Annotated in this window: 19 protein-coding genes; 8 read left to right on the top strand and 11 right to left on the bottom strand. The window is 71.2% G+C overall.

The window, feature by feature from the left end; genetic code table 11:
• Nucleotides 1-4 precede the first annotated feature (4 nt).
• The 3 genes from ABGB12_RS15855 to ABGB12_RS15845 all read right to left on the bottom strand — a co-directional run bounded on the left by ABGB12_RS15855 (nucleotide 5) and on the right by ABGB12_RS15845 (nucleotide 3,116).
• Complete coding sequence (locus ABGB12_RS15855; RefSeq protein WP_347678492.1) at nucleotides 5-280, bottom strand: hypothetical protein; 276 nt, start codon at nucleotides 278-280, stop codon at nucleotides 5-7.
• Nucleotides 281-371: 91 nt separating this feature from the next.
• The gene (locus ABGB12_RS15850; RefSeq protein ID WP_347678490.1) at nucleotides 372-1,991 is read right to left on the bottom strand and encodes a bifunctional 3'-5' exonuclease/DNA polymerase; all 1,620 of its coding nucleotides are present in this window, start codon (nucleotides 1,989-1,991) and stop codon (nucleotides 372-374) included.
• Between the two features lie 63 nt (nucleotides 1,992-2,054).
• Complete coding sequence (locus tag ABGB12_RS15845; RefSeq protein ID WP_347678488.1) at nucleotides 2,055-3,116, bottom strand: hypothetical protein; 1,062 nt, start codon at nucleotides 3,114-3,116, stop codon at nucleotides 2,055-2,057.
• 239 nt (nucleotides 3,117-3,355) lie between these two features.
• Here ABGB12_RS15845 and rsgA point away from each other — a divergent pair, with 239 nt between their 5' ends.
• On the top strand, nucleotides 3,356-4,381 hold the full coding sequence (gene rsgA / locus ABGB12_RS15840; RefSeq protein ID WP_347678486.1) for a ribosome small subunit-dependent GTPase A: 1,026 nt from the start codon (nucleotides 3,356-3,358) through the stop codon (nucleotides 4,379-4,381).
• Between the two features lie 46 nt (nucleotides 4,382-4,427).
• Here the strand turns inward: rsgA and ABGB12_RS15835 are convergent, their stop codons facing one another.
• From ABGB12_RS15835 to ABGB12_RS15810, 6 genes are read right to left on the bottom strand one after another with little or no spacing between them, the layout of a single operon-like run.
• Nucleotides 4,428-5,216, bottom strand: coding sequence for an SGNH/GDSL hydrolase family protein (locus ABGB12_RS15835; protein ID WP_347678484.1), 789 nt, complete (start codon nucleotides 5,214-5,216; stop codon nucleotides 4,428-4,430).
• Nucleotides 5,217-5,268: 52 nt separating this feature from the next.
• On the bottom strand, nucleotides 5,269-6,753 hold the full coding sequence (locus ABGB12_RS15830) for a metallophosphoesterase (protein WP_347678482.1): 1,485 nt from the start codon (nucleotides 6,751-6,753) through the stop codon (nucleotides 5,269-5,271).
• A gap of 39 nt (nucleotides 6,754-6,792) precedes the next feature.
• Complete coding sequence (locus ABGB12_RS15825; protein WP_347678480.1) at nucleotides 6,793-7,095, bottom strand: hypothetical protein; 303 nt, start codon at nucleotides 7,093-7,095, stop codon at nucleotides 6,793-6,795.
• A 46-nt stretch (nucleotides 7,096-7,141) separates the two neighbouring features.
• Nucleotides 7,142-7,540, bottom strand: a complete 399-nt coding sequence (locus tag ABGB12_RS15820) for a YccF domain-containing protein (RefSeq protein ID WP_347678478.1) — start codon at nucleotides 7,538-7,540, stop codon at nucleotides 7,142-7,144.
• 9 nt (nucleotides 7,541-7,549) lie between these two features.
• On the bottom strand, nucleotides 7,550-8,419 hold the full coding sequence (locus ABGB12_RS15815) for a YegS/Rv2252/BmrU family lipid kinase (RefSeq protein ID WP_347678476.1): 870 nt from the start codon (nucleotides 8,417-8,419) through the stop codon (nucleotides 7,550-7,552).
• Nucleotides 8,416-9,933 carry an FAD-binding oxidoreductase gene (locus ABGB12_RS15810; RefSeq protein ID WP_347679185.1) on the bottom strand — a complete coding sequence of 506 codons (1,518 nt, stop codon included), beginning with the start codon at nucleotides 9,931-9,933 and terminating at the stop codon, nucleotides 8,416-8,418. The genes ABGB12_RS15815 and ABGB12_RS15810 overlap by 4 nt, the downstream gene beginning before the upstream one ends.
• Nucleotides 9,934-9,998: 65 nt before the next feature.
• Between ABGB12_RS15810 and ABGB12_RS15805 the strand changes: the two genes are divergently transcribed.
• From ABGB12_RS15805 to ABGB12_RS15790, 4 genes are all read left to right on the top strand, one after another.
• Entirely contained in the window at nucleotides 9,999-10,634 is a 636-nt protein-coding gene (locus tag ABGB12_RS15805) for a TetR/AcrR family transcriptional regulator (protein ID WP_347678474.1), read from the top strand.
• Nucleotides 10,631-12,190, top strand: a complete 1,560-nt coding sequence (locus ABGB12_RS15800) for a glycerol-3-phosphate dehydrogenase/oxidase (protein ID WP_347678472.1) — start codon at nucleotides 10,631-10,633, stop codon at nucleotides 12,188-12,190. The genes ABGB12_RS15805 and ABGB12_RS15800 overlap by 4 nt, the downstream gene beginning before the upstream one ends.
• A gap of 80 nt (nucleotides 12,191-12,270) precedes the next feature.
• The gene (locus ABGB12_RS15795) at nucleotides 12,271-13,158 is read left to right on the top strand and encodes a sucrase ferredoxin (RefSeq protein WP_347678470.1); all 888 of its coding nucleotides are present in this window, start codon (nucleotides 12,271-12,273) and stop codon (nucleotides 13,156-13,158) included.
• 154 nt (nucleotides 13,159-13,312) lie between these two features.
• Nucleotides 13,313-13,609: a WhiB family transcriptional regulator gene (locus ABGB12_RS15790; RefSeq protein WP_106399257.1), complete on the top strand. Its 297-nt coding sequence runs from the start codon at nucleotides 13,313-13,315 to the stop codon at nucleotides 13,607-13,609.
• A 128-nt stretch (nucleotides 13,610-13,737) separates the two neighbouring features.
• Here the strand turns inward: ABGB12_RS15790 and ABGB12_RS15785 are convergent, their stop codons facing one another.
• On the bottom strand, nucleotides 13,738-14,661 hold the full coding sequence (locus ABGB12_RS15785) for an aryldialkylphosphatase (protein ID WP_347678468.1): 924 nt from the start codon (nucleotides 14,659-14,661) through the stop codon (nucleotides 13,738-13,740).
• 78 nt (nucleotides 14,662-14,739) lie between these two features.
• Nucleotides 14,740-15,690 carry a YihY/virulence factor BrkB family protein gene (locus tag ABGB12_RS15780; protein ID WP_347678466.1) on the bottom strand — a complete coding sequence of 317 codons (951 nt, stop codon included), beginning with the start codon at nucleotides 15,688-15,690 and terminating at the stop codon, nucleotides 14,740-14,742.
• Nucleotides 15,691-16,282: 592 nt separating this feature from the next.
• Between ABGB12_RS15780 and ABGB12_RS15775 the strand changes: the two genes are divergently transcribed.
• Genes ABGB12_RS15775 through ABGB12_RS15765 form a run of 3 tightly spaced genes read left to right on the top strand, consistent with a single transcriptional unit; the run spans nucleotide 16,283 to nucleotide 18,807 of the window.
• On the top strand, nucleotides 16,283-17,926 hold the full coding sequence (locus ABGB12_RS15775) for a nitrite/sulfite reductase (protein ID WP_347678464.1): 1,644 nt from the start codon (nucleotides 16,283-16,285) through the stop codon (nucleotides 17,924-17,926).
• A gap of 6 nt (nucleotides 17,927-17,932) precedes the next feature.
• The gene (locus ABGB12_RS15770; RefSeq protein WP_347678462.1) at nucleotides 17,933-18,076 is read left to right on the top strand and encodes an Insertion element protein; all 144 of its coding nucleotides are present in this window, start codon (nucleotides 17,933-17,935) and stop codon (nucleotides 18,074-18,076) included.
• A 35-nt stretch (nucleotides 18,077-18,111) separates the two neighbouring features.
• Nucleotides 18,112-18,807, top strand: a complete 696-nt coding sequence (locus ABGB12_RS15765) for a phosphoadenylyl-sulfate reductase (protein WP_347679183.1) — start codon at nucleotides 18,112-18,114, stop codon at nucleotides 18,805-18,807.
• The last annotated feature ends 9 nt before the right edge of the window (nucleotides 18,808-18,816 follow it).

The following is an 18,816-nucleotide window of genomic DNA, read 5'->3' as shown; positions in this document are numbered from 1 at the left end:
GGCTCTATTCGGGGGCGCGCAGGTAGTCCAGGTAGACCGGGCGCAGGGCGTCGGCCAGCTCGCCCTCTCCGGAGCCCAGGAAGTCGGTGACCAGGCCGAAGACCCGCATCAGGTCGGTCTCGCTGCGCTTCATGTTCCCGATCGCCGCCTCCGCCGCCGGGATGTCGCTGAGCAGCCGCCAGAAGAATCCGGCGTCCCTCCGGTGCAGCGCGAGCTTCACCGCCCGGTCGTGCAGTTCCTCCGACGAGAGGTCCTCGAGTCTCTCCTGGTTCAGCCCCATGCCCGCCTCCTACCCGCCTTCCTCCACCCCAGACCGTAACAGATCCGACAACCTTCCACGGGTTCCCCGGGCGCCCCGGACGCCCCTGCCGTCACTTCGCGTCGCCGTAACACGGGACCGCGGCGATCTCCATGGGAAAGACGACAGGGGTGTCGCCGAAGAGCAGGCGGGCGGCCTCGGCGGCGGCGGCGTGCAGCGCGCCGGTGACGGCCCCGGCGGAGGCCTCGGGGGTGTGGATGATCACCTCGTCGTGCTGGAAGAAGACGAGGTGCGCCCCGGCGGGCAGCCGGGGGCGCAGCAGCGCCATGAAGGCCAGCGCCCACTCGGCGGCGGTGGCCTGGACGACGAAGTTGCGGGTGAAGCGGCCCCGCGAGGCCGCGGCGGCGCGGCCCGCCTCGGTGGTGATGAGGTCGCGGTACTCCGGGGAGGCCGGAGGGCAGGTGCGGCCGAGCAGGGACCGCACCAGCTCGCCCCGCTCCCCCGCCCGCGCGGCCGACTCCACGTACCCGAAGGCGTCCGGGAAGCGCTGCTTGAGGGCGGACAGGAGCTGTACGGCCTCGCCCGTGCCGCCGCCGTACATCGCGGACAGCATGGCGATCTTGGCCTTGTCCCGGGCCGAGGGCCCGCCGGGGGTGTCGGAGAAGACCGCGGCCAGGGCGGCGTAGAGGTCGCCCTGGGCGGCGGCCTCGGCGAAGGCGGCGTCGCCCGCGAGGGCGGCCAGGACCCTGGGTTCGAGCTGGGCGGCGTCGGCGACCACCAGGACGTGGCCCGGGTCGGCGACCACGGCGCGGCGCAGGACCTTGGGGATCTGCAGGGCGCCGCCGCCCCTGGTCGCCCACCGGCCGGAGACCACGCCGCCGACGACGTACTCGGGACGGAACCGGCCGCCCTTCGCCCAGGCGTCGAGCCAGCTCCAGCCGTGGGCCGTGTGCAGCCGGGAGAGCTCCTTGTACTCCAGCACCGCGGGCACCGCCGGGTGGGGGACGCCCTTCAGCACATGGGCACGGGTGGAGGAGACGGGGAAGCCGGCTCCGGCGAAGGCCTTCACCAGCTGCTGCGGGGAGTCCGGGTTCACGGGATGGCCGAACTCCGCACAGATGCGGTCGGCCAGCTCCTGGAGCAGGCGGGGGCGCAGCCCGTGCGCCGGGCGGGGGCCCAGCAGGCCGGTGAGCAGCTCGTCGTGCACGTCGGCCCGCCAGGGCAGGCCCTCGTGGCTCATCTCCGCGGCGATCAGCCCGCCCGCGGACTCGGCCGCCGCCAGCAGCCGCAGCCGGCCCTCCAGCCGTGCGGCCTGGGCGGCGTACACCTCCACGACCGTCTCGACCGGGGGCGCGACCCGCGCTCCGAAGAGGAGCTGCTGCTCCCCCTCGGCCTCCTGCGGCTCCTCCTCGGGAGGGGGCAGGCCGCGGAGCCTGGCCAGCGCGGCGGTCACCGACCTGGACTCCCCCGTCCGGCCGTCGAAGGCCAGCAGCAGCGCCTCGGTCAGCTCGAGGTCGTGGCAGCGGCCGACCCGGACGCCCGCCCGCAGCAGCCGGGGGTAGAGCCGTGCCGTGGAGGCCCACACCCAGCGCGGGGCCGAGCGCCGTTCCCGTTCGGCGACGGCGGCCGCGAGGTCGTCGACGTGCTCGACGTCCCCTGCGGGGCTCCCGTCACGGGTCAGCGCGCGGAGGGCCCCGCCCTTCTCCCCCGACGGCGCCACCGCGTAGAACATGTGTTCATTGTGGCGGGTGCCACGGACATTCCAGGCCCCGACCACGCGAGCCCGGGGAAGGCGTCACAGCGGGACGGCGAACAGGGCCCTGCGGCGCGGGAACTCGGTGATGCTCCAGAGCTGCCTCCTGGCCCGCCAGACGGTGAGGTCCTCGGGCCCGAAGGGGTAGGCGCGCTTCTCCGGCGCCGCGCCGGCCGGCCCGACCAGAAGGTTGCCGCGGACCGCTCCGGTCCCGGCCTGGCTGAGGTACCAGGTGTCCCGGTGCGAGACGGCGCCCTGGATCTTGCCGACGGGCGCCCGGTAGGCGTCCGCGGCGGAGGCCACCCCGTCCCGGTGCTCCAGCGTCCCGTCGGACGCCAGCCGCCAGCGCGCCAGCCTGCCGGTCTCTCCGGGCCCGTCGACGTACTCGCCGCAGACCAGGAAGTCCGGGTCGGCGGTGCGGTCGACCGAGGCGAAGGAGAACCGGGCGCCGAGCGCGGCCAGCCGCCAGGAGTCGCACTGCGGCAGGATGTAGCGGTACCCGTAGGCGTGGAACCTGCCGCCCTTGCGGCCGACCCGGTCGCGGTCCCCGGTGCCGTCCTGGACGGACCTCAGGTCCAGGATCTTCCGCAGGTCGAACACCCGCAGCCCGCGCACGGTGTCCGCGATGTACAGGTAATGGCGGTACCAGGCGATACCTCCGGCGTGGATGTCGATCGCCGAGTACCCGCCGTCGGGCCGTGCGGTGACGGCCAGCACGTGCCGGTACCGCCCTTTCTCCGGGTCGAGGAAGGTGAGCCGGATGCCGCGCTCCTCGGTGGCCAGCTCCGGCTTCCAGTACCAGCTCGCGATGAAGGCGTCGGGACCCGATCCGGCGTCCGAGGAGCTGGTCAGCCCCTGCGGGTACCAGTCGCGGGTGTCGTCGTCGGAGTCCTCGAAGGTGAACCAGTCGACGGGCTGGGGCTTCATCTGCCCGAACGCCGTCGTCGCCCCCCTGCGGACGGCGGTGCGGTTCGCGTCGGCGAGCACCTTCGCCACCGGCGCCGCTTCGAGATCCTGTGCCAGCCTGGCCGCGCCCTCGGCCAGGTCCCCCGTCTTCCGGCGCAGCGCGAACGGGTCGGGAGACACCGGAGCCAACTTCAGCATCGTCCGACTATGCACTGAAAGCCCTTTTCGTGCCACAAGATCGGCACATTAATTCCTTCGACTCCCCGGGCCCTCCGCACTACCGTGGGAGCAGGCCGCGAGAGGCGCGGCGCCAGTGAGAGGTGAGTCCGGATGATGATCGTCGTTGTGGCAGGCCGTTCCCGGACCCTGTTCACCAAGGCGTCCGCCTGAACCTCTGAGGCTCAGGCCGGCGCCGTTCCACGAAAGGCGCCACCTCAGTGGCCTTCTCTCTTTCCTCACTCGGCTTCGACGCGTTCTTCTCCGCCGCGCTCGAGCCGGGGTTCACCGCCGGGAGGGTCTCCCGGGTCGACCGCGGATCCTGCGACGTGCTCACCGAGGCCGGCGAGCTCCGGATCCCCTGGAGCGGCGCTCTGACGCGCGCCTCCTCCCAGGATCCGGTCGCGCTGCCCTGCGTGGGCGACTGGGTCGCGTTCGACACCGCGATCCGCGCCGTACTGCCCCGCCGGACGAGCATCGTCCGCGCCGGGGTGCGCCCCGGGGACTCGCACGGGCAGGTGCTGGCCGCCAACGTGGACGTGGTCCACGTGGTGGAGCCCGCGGTGCCCGAGCCCGACCTCGGGCGGATCGAGCGGCTGCTCACCCTCGCGTGGGAGAGCGGCGCCCGACCCGTCGTCGTCATCACCAAGGCCGATCTCGCCGAGGTGGACCTCGACCGGATCGCCGCGGCGGCCCCCGGCGCCGAGGTCCGCGCGGTCTCCTCCTCCACCGGGGAGGGGCTGGACGCGCTGCGGCCCGGCCCCGGCGAGACCGCGGTGCTGCTCGGACGGTCCGGGGCCGGTAAGTCCACCCTGGTCAACGCGCTGGCCGGGGACGAGCTCATGGCCACCGGAGAGATCCGCGAAGCCGACGGGCGGGGCCGTCACACCACCGTGCACCGGGAGCTGCTGCTCCTGCCCGGCGGCGGGATGATCATCGACACTCCGGGACTGCGCGGGATCGGCCTGCACGACGCGGACGAAGGGCTGGCGCTGGCCTTCTCCGACGTCGAGGAGCTGGCGGAGGACTGCCGGTTCTCCGACTGCGCGCACCAGGACGAGCCCGGTTGCGCGGTCCTGGCGGCCGTGGCGGCGGGCGAGCTGCCCGAACGGCGGCTGGCCTCCTGGCGCAAGCTCCGCAAGGAGGCCGCGTGGGCGGCCTCCCGGACGGACGCGCGGCTGCGGGCCGAGCGCACCCGCCAGTGGAAGATCATCCACAGGTCGATGCGGGGCCGTAACCGGCCCTGACGTCAGGCGGCGGGCCTCCCTCTCCGGGGGGCCCGCCGTCCCGTCCTCACAGGGGATGGAGGTCGGGCCGCTTGGGCAGGCGCCCGTCCCCCGACGACCGCCCCTTCACGCGGCGCTCCACCCAGGGCAGGAAGTACGTCCTGGCCCAGTAGAGGTCCTCCCGCTTGGCCTCCTGCCACGTCTTGGGCGGGATCGCCGGCCAGGGGGCGCGCCAGTCGCCCTCGGCGGGGACGCCGAGGACCTCGGCGACGGCCAGGCCGAGCCTGCGATGCCCCTCGGAGGTCAGGTGCAGGCGGTCCTCGTGCCAGGCGGCGATGTGCGACAGCACCGACATGGACCACAGGTCCACGACCGTCAGGTCGTACCGGTCGGCGATGGAACGGATGTGCAGGTTGAGCGTGGCGACCTTGCCGCGCCATTTGCCGTCGCCGCCGCCGCGGCCGTTGACGTTCCACTGCTTGGGGTCGAAGCCTGTGAAGACGACGACCTCGGCGCCCGTGGCCTTCAACCTGCGCACGCAGTCCATGTAGAGCAGCGCGATGGCGTCGGGGTCGGCCCCCGGGCGCAGCATGTCGTTGCCGCCGGCGGAAAAGGTGATCAGGTCCGGCGCCATCTCGACCGCGCGGGGCACCTGCTCCTCGGCGACCTGGCGCAGCAGCTTCCCGCGCACGGCCAGGTTGGCGTACCTCAGGCCGGGGCGGGCCGCGTCGATGTGCTCGGCGAGCCGGTCGGCCCATCCCCGGAACCGGTCGTCGCCCAGGTGGTCGTTCAGGCCCTCGGTGAAACTGTCTCCGAGCGCGACATAGGACTGGAACTCTTTCACGACGCCAAGCATGCAGGATGCACAGAAACCTACGCGATCGTAGGAGGACGTGACGCCTCCCACGTCAGTGAAGACTTATGCGCAGTTCGTGTTCGACCGGCGGGGACAGTTCGTGTTCGCGGCAGCCCGAGACGCCGAAGCAGCGGATGCGCAGTTCGCCGGACGTGACGTCGAGGCGCAGGAAGCTCTTGAAGAAGGGCGGGGTGTCGCTGTCGGAGGTCTCGGAGAAGAGCTTGCGGTACGCCTGGCCCACCGGGAGGCGGAACCTGCGGGGCGACGTGCCGCCGCCCCTGGGCACTCCCAGGAGGAACGCGATGAGCTTCGCCCTCCGGCCCGCCTTGACGTTCCTGCCCTCCGGACGGGACGGCTCCAGGCCCAGGCGTTCGGCGATGGCCGCCGCCGCCTGCGGGTAGGACAGGTCGAAGAACCTCCCGAGCCCCAGCCTTCGCAACCGCCGCCCGTACACCTGGCTGTAGTAGACCAGTGAGTCGCCGCGCAGCGGGTAACAGGTGAAGTCCTCCTCCTCCACGACCGTGGTGCGGCCGATGATGTGGGTGGCGTGCATGTAGGCGCCCGAACCGCCCGCGACCAGGTACTCGATCTTCCGTCCGGGCTCCACGGCGACGGAGTAGCGCTGGTAGTTGTGGATGTCGCCGCCTATGACCGCCACGTAGTTCGAGGAGCGGACGATCTCGTCGACGGTGCCGCCGCCCTCGATCGGGCACGGCTGGTACTGGTCGTTGCGGTAGACGGGCTTGCCCGTGATCAGCAGTTTGGGGCGGGGGTCGGCGGACACGCGGCGCAGCCACTCCCCCTGCTCCCGGTCGAGCCTGCCCCTGATCCCGGTGTCGATGCCGACGATCCGCAGCGAGGGGCCGTCGATCACCCAGTACGGTCCGGGCTGGACGCCCTGCTGCTCCGGAGCCGAGCGCAGCTTGCGGGCCTCGGCCAGCGCCCCCTCGTCGGCGGGTTCGGGCCGCCGCCACAGCCTGCGGGCGAGGATGCCCGGGCCGCCCTTCCACCATCCGCCGGGCGAGCCGTCGCCGCGCCGGTCGCAGAACACCCGCATGAAGCCCTCGAGCCCGTCGTACCAGTCGTGGTTGCCGGGCAGCGCGTAGATGGGACCCTGGTAGCCCTGGTAGGCGTGGAAGAACTTGTGCGGGTAGTCGTTGATGCTGCCGACCGGGTAGATGACGTCACTGGCGATCACCATGAAGTCGGTGTCGGCGCCGGTCTTCAGCATCGGGGGCACCACCGCGAACTGCGAGCTGTCGCCCTCGCCGGTGTCGCCCAGCAGCAGGAACGAGAAGTCCCCTTCCTCGGTGCGCAGCAGCTGGTCGCCCGGGGCGCCGACCCAGCGCCGCCGCAGGTCGTCCACCGGGTCGCCGAACCAGCGGGCGATCACGTCGTTGCGGGAGCGCCACAGGACGGACGGGCGCAGCCACGACAGCGGCGCCTGCGGATTCAGCGTCCAGAAGGTGCCCGGCTCCCGGCACCCCCAGCCCGCGCCCGCCGGTGACTGATGTGAACTTCGGGGGGACGACCTCACCCGTCAAGACGATCATGCCGGGGCGGCGAAGACAAGTACTCAGCCGGGGTGTCGGTGCTGCCCCGTCAACGGGACCTCCTCGCCCTGGCCGGGCACCAGGTCAGGGGTGGTCTCCGGTCCGGGGTCCGGCGGCCCGCCCTGCGGCAGCCCGTGGGAGAGCATCTCGATGAGCCCGCCGAGTTCGGCGGCGGGCAGCCTGAACGTGGCGGTGCAGGTGCCGCGGTCCCACAGGCTGAACACCATGAGGTCGACGTCCGGGTGCCAGGAGAGCCGCAGCGCGCGGTCCTCGCCGCGGGCGTCGAAGAAGACCTCACCGGAGCGCGGCAGAGCGTATCCAGACATGGCGCCATGATCTCCCCGCCCGGAGCGGCATGTCCAGACCCGGCGCTCAGCCCACCCCGAAGCCGCGCGGGTCGTCGGTGGAGACGATCTCCCTGCCCAGCGGGGTGAGGGAGACGGGGATGAGCTTGAAGTTGGCGATCCCCAGCGGGATGCCGATGATCGTGACGCACAGCGCCACGCCGGTGACCAGGTGGCCCAGCGCCAGCCAGATCCCCGCGATGAGGATCCAGATGACGTTGCCCACCGCCGAACCGACCCCGGCGGTGGGCTTGGCGATCACCTTCTTGCCGAACGGCCAGAGCGCGAAGACCCCGATCCGCCAGGCAGCGACCCCGAAGGGGATCGTGATGATCAGGATGAAGCACAGGACGGCCGCGGTGAAGTACCCCAGGGCCAGCCAGAAGCCGGAGAGGAAGAACCAGATCAGGTTCAGGATCGTGCGCATGCTTCGAGCCTACGGGCGGATCACGCGGAGTGCTCCTGGCAGGACCCGCACGTTCACCGGAAGCCTGCCGGGGAGTTCCCCGTCGCAGCCGTAGGGCAGGTCGCGGGAGGCCTCGATGCGGATCTCCTCGCAGCGCAGCACCTCGACCTCGGACCGGTGGACGTGCGCACCGGTCTCCAGCTCGTTCATCACGGTGACGAACAGCCTGCGGGACGCCTGATGGATGATCACGACGTCGAGCAGGCCGTCGTCCACGGACGCGCCGGGGGCGATGCGCCGTCCGAATCCGTAGTAGCCGGAGTTGGCCGCCACGACCGTGTACGCGCGGCGTTCCAGGCGTCGGCCGTCCACCGTCACGGTGTAGGTCACCGGCTTCCAGAACGTGAACGCGCGGACGGCGCCGAAGGTGTACGACGCTCTTCCTTTGAGCAGCTTCGTCTCGTTGGCGTACAGGTTGGCCAGGGCGTCCACGCCCGCGTAGACGCTGCCGAGCGCGGCCCGCCCGTCGACCTCGATGAGGTCCACCGGGCGGGATTCGCCGTGCAGCAGCAGTTCGGCCAGCTCGGAGACCCCGGTCGGCAGGCCCAGCTGGCGGGCGAAGTCGTTGCCGCGCCCGGCGGGGACGATGCCGTATTCGGCGTCGAGCCCGGCCAGCGCCCCGCCGACCCCGCCGACGATGCCGTCTCCGCCGACGCCCAGCACCGTGTCGCCGCGCCCCGCGGCCTCGCGTGCGAGTTCCCCGGCGTGGGCGAGATCGCGGCTGTACTCGACCTGGAGGGCGGCGCCCCCTTCGCGCAGCAGGCGGGCGAGCGCGAAGAGCGTCCGGGCGGAGGAGGAGCCGCCCGCGGTCGGGTTCACGACCGCCGTGAAGCTCCTCATGGGACCAGGATCCCCGGGTTGAGGATCCCGGCGGGGTCGAGGCTGCGCTTCACCGCGCGCAGGACCTCCACGCCCAGCGGGCCGATCTCCTCGGCGTAGGCGGCCTTGTGCTCGGTGCCGACGCCGTGGTGGTGGCTGATCGAGCCGCCCGCCGCGATGATCGCCTCGTTGACGGCGGTCTTCGCCTCGTCCCAGTCGATCCGCGCGGTGACGATAGTGAAGTACAGGGAGGCCGACGAGGCGTAGACGTGCGAGATGTGGCACATGACGAGATGGCCGGGCAGCGCCGCCTTGACCGCCGCGTAGAGGGCGGGGACGTTCGACCAGAACGTCGTCGTCTCCAGCGTCTCCACGAAGGCGCCCACGTCCAGCAGCGAGTCGCGCAGGTAGGGGGCGCCGAACCGGCCGTGCTCCCAGCTCTCGCCCGGCTCGGATCCCAGGGCGGTGCCGCCGAGCGAGACCAGCACGGCGTGCGTCCTGTCCCGGCGGACCGCCACCTCGCCCGCCTGGCCCTCGTAGCCGACGATCGCCAGGCAGCCGGAGTCGCCCTCCCCGATGCTCTCGGTGCGGGCGAGGCCGACCATCGTCTCGGTCTCGTCCGACAGGCGCAGGACGGTGGGCATCGGGCCGTCCTGGGAGAGGACGCGCAGAGCCGCGGCGCCGGCGGCGAAGTCGGGGAAGCGCCAGCCCTCGTAGAGCTTGACCTCCGGTACGGGGCGGATCCGGACGGTCAGCGAGGTGATGACGCCGAACGCGCCCTCGGAGCCGAGGATGAGCTGCCGCAGGTCCGGTCCGGCCGCCGACTTCTGCGCCCGGCCCAGGACGAGGGTGCCGGTCGGCGTGGCGACGGTCATCCCGACGACCAGCTCGTCGAACCTGCCGTACCCGGCGGAGGACTGGCCGCTGGAGCGGGCGGCGGCGAACCCGCCGATGCTCGCCCACTCGAAGGACTGCGGGAAGTGCCCGATGGTGTAGCCGCGCCCGGCCAGCAGCTCCTCGGCCCGCGGGCCGCGCAGCCCCACCTGGAGGGTGGCGGTGCGGCTGACCTCGTCCACTTCGAGGACCTCGTCCAGGCGGCGCAGGTCCAGAGCGACGAACGCGGGGGCCTGCGGGGCCAGGCCGCCGACGACCGAGGTGCCGCCGCCGAACGGCACGACCGCGAAGCCGTGCTCGGTGGCCAGTTCCAGCACGCTCAGGACGTCCTCGTGGGTTGCGGGCAGGACCACCGCGTCGGGGGTCTGGGAGGTGTCCCCCCGCCGGATGCGCAGCAGGTCGGGGGTGGACTTGCCGCCGGTGTGGCGGATCCGGGCCTCGGCGTCCGTCCTCACCTCGGCGACCTTCCCGAGCGCGGCGAGCACGTCCTCGCCCAGCCGCGGCGCCGGCGGCGCGATGTCGGCGAGGGCGACGGGGGCCTCGTCCCGGGGCTCTACCCCGAGCAGCTCCCGCAGCAGGGTGGTGATCGATTCGGACAGGGGGGTGGCCTTCGCCGGGTCTCCCCAGCCCGACCACGACATCTGTACGGGCACCGCGGTTCCTCCCAGCTCTTGCTGTATCGATTTCTTGTGGTTCACTGTGACATATGACGTCGATTCGTCACAACCACCGACCAGGGAATCGCGCGGGCCGCACCGACGAGGACAACGTCCTCGACGCCGCCCGCGACTGCGTGCTGGCCGTGGGCGTCCGCCGCACCACGCTCACCGACATCGCCCGCCGGGCCGGCGTCTCCCGGATGACGCTCTACCGCCGCTGGCCCGACGTGCAGACGATCGTCGGCGACCTGATGACCAGGGAATGGCTCCTCCTGGCCGAGTCCGTCATGGCCGAAAGCGGCGGCGACGCGCGCGCCCGCCTGGTCGACACCCTGGTACGGGGCACGCGCGCCTTCCGCGCGCATCCGCTGCTGCGCAAGATCGTGGAAGTGGATCCCGAACTGCTGCTCCCCTACCTGCTCACCCGGACGGGGGCCAGCCAGGAGGCCTTCCTGGACCTCATCGAACGCGAACTCGCCCGGGGCCACGAAGACGGCACCGTGCGGAGGGACGCGCCGGCCCGCCAGGCGCGCGCCGTACTGCTGGTCGTCCAGGGGTTCGCGCTGTCGCTGCCCACGATGCTCGGCGAGGACGACCTGTCCGCGGAGTGTTTCGACGAGGAACTCCGCCTCCTCCTCCAACGATTCCTCACCCCTGAACACTCCGAAGGGAACCCGCATTGAACACCCACGCCGGCCCGGGTACTTCTCTCAACGCGCAAAGACGTGCCCGTGAACTCGCGGCCTCCGTCGACGACGTCGCGGACGTTCTGGTCATCGGACTGGGTGTGACCGGAGCCGGAGTCGCACTCGACGCGGCGGCACGGGGGCTCAAGGTGACGGCGATCGACGCGCAGGACCTGGCGTTCGGCACGTCGCGGTGGAGTTCCAAACTCGTTCACGGCGGCCTGCGCTATCTGGCGTCCGGGCAAGTCGACGTCGCCCGCGAGAGCGCCGTCGAACGCGGCACGCTCATGACGCGCACCGCCCCTCACCTCATCCGCGCGATGCCGTTCGTGATGCCTCTCACCCCGCTGATGTCACGCCGTAACGCGGCGCTCGCGATGGTCGGGCTGCGCGCGGGAGACCTGCTGCGCGCCTCCGCGCGGACCCCCCGCAAGGTGCTGCCCGGCCCGTTGCGGCTGTCGCGCGCGCAGACGATGCGGCTGGCGCCCGGACTGCGCGAGAACGGTCTGCGCGGAGGCTTGTTGTCCTGGGACGGGCAACTGTGCGACGACGCCCGTCTCGTCACCGCGATCGCACGTACGGCCGCCGGATACGGAGCACGGATCCTCACCCGTTGCAGAGCGATCGAGGTCACCGGTGAAGGCGCGCGGGTGCGGGACGAGCTGACCGGCGAGGTCAAGGACCTGCGCGCACGCAGAGTCGTCAACGCCGCCGGCGTGTGGGCGGGCGGGCTGGTCCCGGGCATCACGCTGCGCCCGTCGCGCGGCACGCATCTCGTCCTCGACGGGAACGCGATGGGAGAGCATCCGCTCGCCGCCCTCAAGGCGGGCCTTCACCTGCCCGTTCCCGGCAGCGTCAACCGGTTCGCGCTGGTCCTTCCCCAGGACGACGGGCGCGTCTACGTGGGGCTCACCGATGAGCCCGTCGATGAGATCCCGGACGTTCCGACCGCCCCCGAGAGCGACATCGGCTTCCTCCTGGATCTGCTCGGAACCGTCCTGGAGACGGCTGTCCGCCGCTCCGACGTCCTGGGCGCGTTCGCCGGCCTCCGCCCTCTGCTCGACGCCGAAGGCCGCACCGCCGACATCTCCCGGCGTCACGCCGTCCTCACCTCGCCCGAGGGGATCGTGACGGTCGTCGGCGGCAAGCTCACCACCTACCGGCGCATGGCCCAGGACGCCGTGGACGCCCTGAACCTGGCCGCAGGCCCCTCGCCGACCGCCGGAATCCCCCTCGTCGGGGCCCCCGGCACCGTCCCCTCCTCCGCCCCGCGCAGGGTCCCGCTCCGGCTGGCCCGCCGCTACGGCGCCGAGGCCCCGCTCATGGCGGCTCTGGCCGATGCGGATCCGTCGCTGCTGGAGCCGGTGCTGCCCGGGCGTCCCTACCTGGCCGTCGAGTGGGCCTGGGCGCTCGCTCATGAGGGCGCGCTGGACGCCGGCGACCTCCTGGACCGCCGCACCCGGGTGGGCCTGGTCGAGGCGGACCGCGCGGCGGCGCTCCCGAGGGCCGAGGCCATGGTCGCCGAGGTGAGGTCGAGTTCACACGGTCTTTGAGGCTTGCCTCCTTCCTTGGCCGGGCAGGCCAGGTTAGGTTAGGGTGACCTAACTAACTTTTTCGGGGAGGAGTGACGGCAGTGGCGCATTCGCCATCCTGTGAGCACTGCCCTGGCGGTCACACGGGCGAGCGCCCCTGCCTGGCCAGCGCGACCACCAAGCCGCGCGGCTGGCTGCTGCTGGAGCACCCGGGCCCGTGGGCGCCCAAGATCGAGAAGATGGGCATCCCCATCGTCGCCGAGGCCGCGCGGCACGGGGTGCGCCCCCAGCTCATCCGCCGCCCGGGCCGGCGCCGGGCCGCTCCCCCGACCCGCGTCTACGTCGTCTGGTCGGGCGACGACCCGTGGATGGAGACGCGCGAGGTGGCCGATCCGGCGGAGTTCGCCGAACTCGACCTCGCCGCCGTCGCCCGGGGCGAGCGCCCCCGCTTCGGGCAGCCCGCCGAAGATCCGGTCGTGCTGGTGTGCACGCACGGCAAGCGCAACGTCTGCTGCGCCCGTACGGGTGCGCCCCTGGCCCGCGGGCTGGCCGAACGGTACGGCGACCTCATCTGGGAGACCACTCATGTGGGCGGCGACCGTTTCGCCGCGAACATGGTCTGCATGCCGCACGCCCTCTACTACGGCCAGCTCGACGCGGCCTCGGCTCAGGACGCCGTCGACGCCTGCCTGCGCGGTGAGGTCTCCCTGGAGCGGCTGCGCGGCCGGGCCGGGATGCCGGAGGCGGCCCAGGCCGCCGAGCACTTCGTCCGCGAGCGCACCGGCCTACTGGGCATAAACGACGTGCGTGTCATCTCCGTCACGGGGACCGGCCCCTATATGACCAGAGTCACAGCGGGTGGCGAGCTCTGGTCCGGCACCATCGAACTGGTAGAAAGCCCCAGTTTCTGCGGGCAGGAGTGCGATGTGAGCGTTCAGACATACCAAATGCGGGGGCTGGCCCTTCACACCGAAGCGGCCCTCGTGTAACCTCTCGGAGGCCCCAGTCGGGGATGCTGCGCCGCGAGCTTACCCATCATAGGGAACACAGCGGCAACTCCAGACGTTGTAAATTTCAGCGCTACTGAGCGCTAGCAACGTCTTTGTCCGAAATTGCTCAGAAATCAACTGAGGTGGGTGTTTCATGGCTCAGGTACGTCGGCAGGCTAACCTCCCCCGTCCCAGCTGGGGCTGGCAGGACGCCGCCGCGTGCCGGGGGGAAGACCTTGTGCTCTTCTTCGGCCCTGACGGCGAGCGTCAGCCCGAGCGGGAGATCCGCGAGCGCAAGGCGAAGCAGGTCTGCATGGGCTGCCCCGTCCGCACGGATTGTCTGGACTACGCCGTCTCCCGTCCGGAGAAATACGGTACTTGGGGCGGCCTGAACGAGGACGAGCGCGCCTCCGAGCGTCGCCGCCGCATGCGCCGCGCCAACGCCGCCTGACGATCGGCCGCCGGACCCCGGCACTTCGACGAACGTTCACGGCCCCGGTTCCACGGGGCCGTTTGCGTTCACAAAAACGAAAAACACAAAAGGCCCTCGAAAGAGGGCCTTTTGTGTTAGGCATCCGCTTACACCGCGAGCCAGCGGAGGGTGTTCTCCCGGGTGATCAGATCCAGCGCCGCCTCGTCCACGCCGCAGGCGCGCAGAGCCGGCACGAAGTCGTCGAAGACGGTGCCGTAGCCCGGACCGCCGTAGTGGACGAGCTGCTCCATCCGGCAGATCCCGCCTCCCAGCAGCAGCCGGTCGGCGTGGCCCGCCTCGATCAGCTCCAGCACCGGCCGGATCGCGTCGTTCCCCGTGGCGGCCAGCCGTCCGAAGGAGACGTAGGCCCCCAGCTCGGCGAGCTTGCGGTGCACGCCCGGATCGCCGGTCAGGCTCTGCTGCCCCACGGCGACCTTGCCGGGGGCCACTCCGGTCTCCATCAGCAGTTCGAGCTGCGCCAGCCCGGAACGGCCGTACGTGGCGATCGGCAGCCCCGACTGCAGGGAGGCCAGCGCCGCGGCCCGCAGCCCCGCCTCCTCCGCGGGGGTGGGCTGTTCGTCCCAGCAGCCGACCTCGCCGATGACGCCGGGCAGGACGCCGGTGCCGTCCATGCCGAAGCCGATCTCGGCGACCAGCCGTTCGGCCAGCCGGCCGGCGTCCACGCCCCGCGTGCTCACCGGGTGGAAGGGCTCGCAGAAGAAGCCGGTGCCCGCCACGACGGCCACCCCGCTGGCCGCGCTGATCCGCGCCAGGGCCGAGGCGTCGCGGCCCATGCCCAGGCAGGTGAGCTCGACGACCAGGCCGAGGTCCTGCCGCTCCCGCAGCCGGGTCAGCTCGTCGCAGACGTGGATCTCCTCGTCCAGCCAGCGGCCCGGGTCCGACTCCGCGCGGACCGGCCAGCGCAGGTCCATCCGCAGGTGTTCGTGGGCGAGTGTCCGCCCCCGCAGGGCGGAGATCGGCAGCGGGCCCGTCACCGTGCGGATACGGGCGTCAGTGGCAGGGGCTGTCATATAAGGCGAGGTTACGTGAACTTTGCCGGAATTAGTGCAAGTCGTTCGGATTCTTTACCAGGCCCCGTGCCACGCCCCTCAGGCCTCGTGGCTCTTCAGCAGGGCCACCGCCCTGGCCCTCGACGTCCCCGCCGCGGGCCATCTGCGGTCCACCTCGGCGTTCAGGCAGGCCCCCACCAGGACCGCGAAGGCCGTCACGTACAGCCAGGCCATGAGGGCGATCGGGGCGGCCAGGGAGGCGCTCACCGAGACGCCCGTCAGCGACTCCGACAGGTAGACCCGCAGCAGGACGCTGCCGCCGATCCAGAAGACCATCGCCACCACCGCGCCGGGCGTCTCCCGCCACCAGGCCGTCCGTACCGGGACGCTCAGGTGGTACAGCAGACTCAGGAAGAGGATCGACAGGGTCAGCAGGACCGGCCAGTAGAGCATCGACACCAGCCGGGCGGTCGAGGGGAACGTCTCCCGCGCCAGGGCCGGACCGGCGATCATCAGGGGGATGACGACCACCGCGACGACCAGCCCCACGACATAGAGGAGGAAGGACTTCAGACGGGTGCGGATGACGCCGCGCACGCCGTCCAGGCCGTAGGAGATCGTGATCGTGTCGACGTAGACGCTGAGCGCCCGCGACCCCGCCCACAGCGAGATCAGGAAGCCCACCGAGATGATCCCGATCCGCTCGCCCCGCACCACGTCGTCCACCAGCGGCCGCACCACCTTGTCCACGGCGGGCTCGGTGAGGAAGGTCCGGGACTTGGCGATGATCCAGCCGCTGAGCTCCTGGACCAGGTCGGGCCCGAGCAGGCCGCTCAGATGGCCCACGCTGGAGACCAGGCCGAGGAACAGGGGAGGCAGGGAGAGCAGGGCCCAGAAGGCCGCCTCGGCGGCCAGACCGGTGATCCGGTAGTGGAACGCGGTGACGGCCGTGCCCTTCGTCAGCGCCCAGAACACACGGCACAGCGCGCCCACCCTCCGGGTGGCCGTGCTGGCGGGGGACTCCGCGACCTGCGGGGAAGCAGTCGTCACGACGACCACCGTAGAGCCTTGCCTGCCCGGATCATGCCACCTTGCGCGAATCGATAGATCATCTCCGGCGTGCCGTCCCGGCGGGCCCGCCACCCCTCACCTGATATGAGGTTGCCCACACCCCGGAGGTTCGGGGCATCTCTACCAATGGGTAACACTGAGTCATGATCTGTGCTGCGTGCCGGGAGCGGCACCATGAGGACTGCAGGGGCGGGACCTGGTGTGACTGCCAGCACCAGCCCCCGGCCGAGCCCGTCGACGAGGAGCCCCTCAACTGGGTGAGGCAGGGCTGACCGGAGGGTGTCCACATGACGGACGTGACTGGACAACGGCCGCTACGCCGTGTCAGAGTCGAGACATGACCGCTGCCTGTGACCCGTTGCTGGTGATGCGCCGGCACGTGGACCTTCTCCGGGTCCGCAGCGCCATCTGTCGGTAACGCCCCGACCATGCCCCCGACGTTTTCCGGGCGCGTGGCGACACGGCGTGGCCACGTTCACTGAGCTCATCGGCGAGCCTTTCAGACGAGTGGAGCACCGCGTCCCGCCACGCTGCCCTCCGCAAGCTTCACCCTCTGGAGAGGACACGCGCCGTGCCGCCCCGTACGCGAGGTGAGGGCCAGTGGGCCCTCGGCTACCGAGAGCCGCTGAACAAGAACGAAGAGACGAAGAAGAACGACGACCCACTGAACGTGGGCCGTCGGATCGTCGAGATCTACAGCAAGACCGGCTTCGACTCCATCGACCCCGCCGACCTGCGCGGACGGTTCCGCTGGTACGGGCTGTACACCCAGCGCAAGCCCGGCATCGACGGCGGCAAGACCGGCTCCATCCCCGAGGAGGAGCTCGACGACCGCTACTTCATGATGCGCGTGCGCATCGACGGCCGCCAGCTGAGCCTGGCGCAGCTGCGCGTCCTGGCGGACGTCTCCGTCAAGTACGCCCGCAACACCGCCGACATCACCGACCGGCAGAACATCCAGTACCACTGGATCGCCATCGAGGACGTCCCGGCGATCTGGGACGCCTTCGAGAAGGTCGGCCTGACCACCATGGAGGCCTGCGGCGACTCCCCGCGCGCCTTCCTCAACTGCCCGCTGGCCGGGATCGACGCGGACGAGATCCTCGACGCCACGCCCCAGGCCGACGAGATCCGCGAGCGCTACATCGGCTCCCCCGAGTTCTCGAACCTGCCGCGCAAGTTCAAGACCGCGATCTCCGGATGCGCCTCGCACTGCACGGTGCACGAGATCAACGACGTCTCCTTCGTCGGCGTGGTCAACGAGGCCGGTGAGGTCGGCTACGACCTGTTCGTCGGCGGCGGCCTGTCCACCAACCCGATGTTCGCCAAGCGGCTGGGCGTCTTCGTCCGCCCCGAGCAGGCGCACGAGGTCTGGAAGGGCGTCATCTCGGTCTTCCGCGACTACGGCTACCGGCGGCTGCGGCACCGCGCCCGGATCAAGTTCCTGATCAGCGACTGGGGCCCGGAGAAGTTCCGCGACGTGCTCCAGAAGGAGTACCTGGGCTACGAGCTGCCCGACGGCCCCGCGCCCGCCGCGCCCAAGGCCCAGCGCGACCACGTCGGCATCCACCGCCAGAAGGACGGCCTCTACTACGTCGGGTTCGCCCCGCGGGTGGGCCGGGTCAGCGGCGAGAAGCTGAACACGATCGCCGACCTGGCCGAGCGGTACGGCTCGGGCCGCACCGCGCTGACCACCGAGCAGAAGATGATCATCCTGGACGTCCCGGAGGAGAACACCGAGGCGCTCGCCGCCGAACTGGAGAAGCATGACCTCCAGGTCCGCCCGTCGGTCTTCCGGCGCCAGAGCATGGCCTGCACCGGCATCGAGTACTGCAAGCTCGCGATCGTCGAGACCAAGCAGCGCACGATGGACCTCACGGACGAACTGGAGAAGCGGCTCCCGACGTTCGACCAGCCGCTCACCATCAACATGAACGGCTGCCCGAACTCCTGCGCCCGCGTCCAGGTCGCCGACATCGGCCTCAAGGGCCAGCTCGTCGTCGACGAGGACGGCAACCAGGTCGAGGGCTACCAGATCCACCTGGGCGGCCAGCTCGGGCAGACCTTCGGCAAGAAGGTCCGCGGCCTGAAGACCACCTCGGCCGACCTCACCGACTACGTCGAGCGCGTCGTGCGCAGGTACGACGAGCAGCGCGTCGAGGGCGAGACCTTCGCCCAGTGGGTGGGCCGCGCCGACGAATCCGACCTCAAGTAGGCCGACATGAGCGAGCGCGCCGTCCCGTTCTACTGCCCGTACTGCGGAGACGAAGACCTAGTTCCCTACGAGGGGGACGGGACCTGGCACTGCCGGGCCTGTGCCCGCAAGTTCCGTGTGACTTTCCTCGGGATTGGAGCCCCCCGGTGACCCTGCTGGACACGGCACGTACGGATCGATCGGAGATGGCGCGTCCCTCGCTGTCGTTGGAGGACATCGTCGACTCGGCCGCCGCCGCGCTCGAGGACGCCTCTCCGCTGGAGATCATCCGGTGGGCGGCGGCCACCTTCGGCGACCGGATCTGCCTGACGTCCTCGATGTCGGACGCCGCGCTGATCCACCTGGTCTCCAAGGTCAAGCCCGGTGTCGACGTATTGTTCGTCGACACCGGCTACCACTTCGCCGAGACCATCGGGACCCGGGACGCCGTCGAGGCGGTGTACCCGGTGAACGTGATCAACGTGACGCCCAGCCGGACCGTGGCCGAGCAGGAACGCGACCTCGGGCCGCGCCTGTACGGACGCAACCCGGACCTGTGCTGCCACCTGCGCAAGGTCGAGCCGCTCGGCCGCGCGCTGCAGGGCTACATGGCCTGGTTCACCGGGGTGCGCCGGGACGAGACCGGCTCCCGCAAGGCGATGAAGGTCGTCGAGTGGGACCGCAAGCGCGAGATGGTGAAGATCAACCCGATCCTCCACTGGTCCGACGAGGACATGGAGAACTACATCGCCGACAACGGCGTGCTGGTGAACCCGCTGCACTACGACGACTACCCGTCGATCGGCTGCGAGCCGTGCACCTCGCGGGTCTCGCCCGGCGACGATCCCCGCAGCGGCCGGTGGGCGGGGCTGGGCAAGGTCGAATGCGGCATTCATCTCTGAGTTCCGCGA

The sequence above is a fragment of the Actinocorallia sp. B10E7 genome (assembly GCF_039871655.1).
Classification (GTDB): Bacteria; Actinomycetota; Actinomycetes; order Streptosporangiales; family Streptosporangiaceae; genus Actinocorallia.
This window is presented reverse-complemented; position numbering and strand designations above follow the sequence as displayed.

Coding starts and splice junctions, on each gene's coding strand:
- ABGB12_RS15855 (WP_347678492.1), bottom strand. CDS start 280: ATGGGGCTGAACCAGGAGAGACTCGAGGACCTCTCGTCGGAGGAACTG.
- ABGB12_RS15805 (WP_347678474.1), top strand. CDS start 9,999: ATGACGTCGATTCGTCACAACCACCGACCAGGGAATCGCGCGGGCCGC.
- ABGB12_RS15770 (WP_347678462.1), top strand. CDS start 17,933: ATGAGCGAGCGCGCCGTCCCGTTCTACTGCCCGTACTGCGGAGACGAA.
- ABGB12_RS15790 (WP_106399257.1), top strand. CDS start 13,313: ATGGCTCAGGTACGTCGGCAGGCTAACCTCCCCCGTCCCAGCTGGGGC.
- ABGB12_RS15835 (WP_347678484.1), bottom strand. CDS start 5,216: ATGCTTGGCGTCGTGAAAGAGTTCCAGTCCTATGTCGCGCTCGGAGAC.
- ABGB12_RS15815 (WP_347678476.1), bottom strand. CDS start 8,419: ATGAGGAGCTTCACGGCGGTCGTGAACCCGACCGCGGGCGGCTCCTCC.
- ABGB12_RS15850 (WP_347678490.1), bottom strand. CDS start 1,991: ATGTTCTACGCGGTGGCGCCGTCGGGGGAGAAGGGCGGGGCCCTCCGC.
- ABGB12_RS15765 (WP_347679183.1), top strand. CDS start 18,112: ATGGCGCGTCCCTCGCTGTCGTTGGAGGACATCGTCGACTCGGCCGCC.
- ABGB12_RS15825 (WP_347678480.1), bottom strand. CDS start 7,095: ATGTCTGGATACGCTCTGCCGCGCTCCGGTGAGGTCTTCTTCGACGCC.
- ABGB12_RS15820 (WP_347678478.1), bottom strand. CDS start 7,540: ATGCGCACGATCCTGAACCTGATCTGGTTCTTCCTCTCCGGCTTCTGG.
- ABGB12_RS15810 (WP_347679185.1), bottom strand. CDS start 9,933: ATGTCGTGGTCGGGCTGGGGAGACCCGGCGAAGGCCACCCCCCTGTCC.
- ABGB12_RS15845 (WP_347678488.1), bottom strand. CDS start 3,116: ATGCTGAAGTTGGCTCCGGTGTCTCCCGACCCGTTCGCGCTGCGCCGG.
- ABGB12_RS15785 (WP_347678468.1), bottom strand. CDS start 14,661: ATGACAGCCCCTGCCACTGACGCCCGTATCCGCACGGTGACGGGCCCG.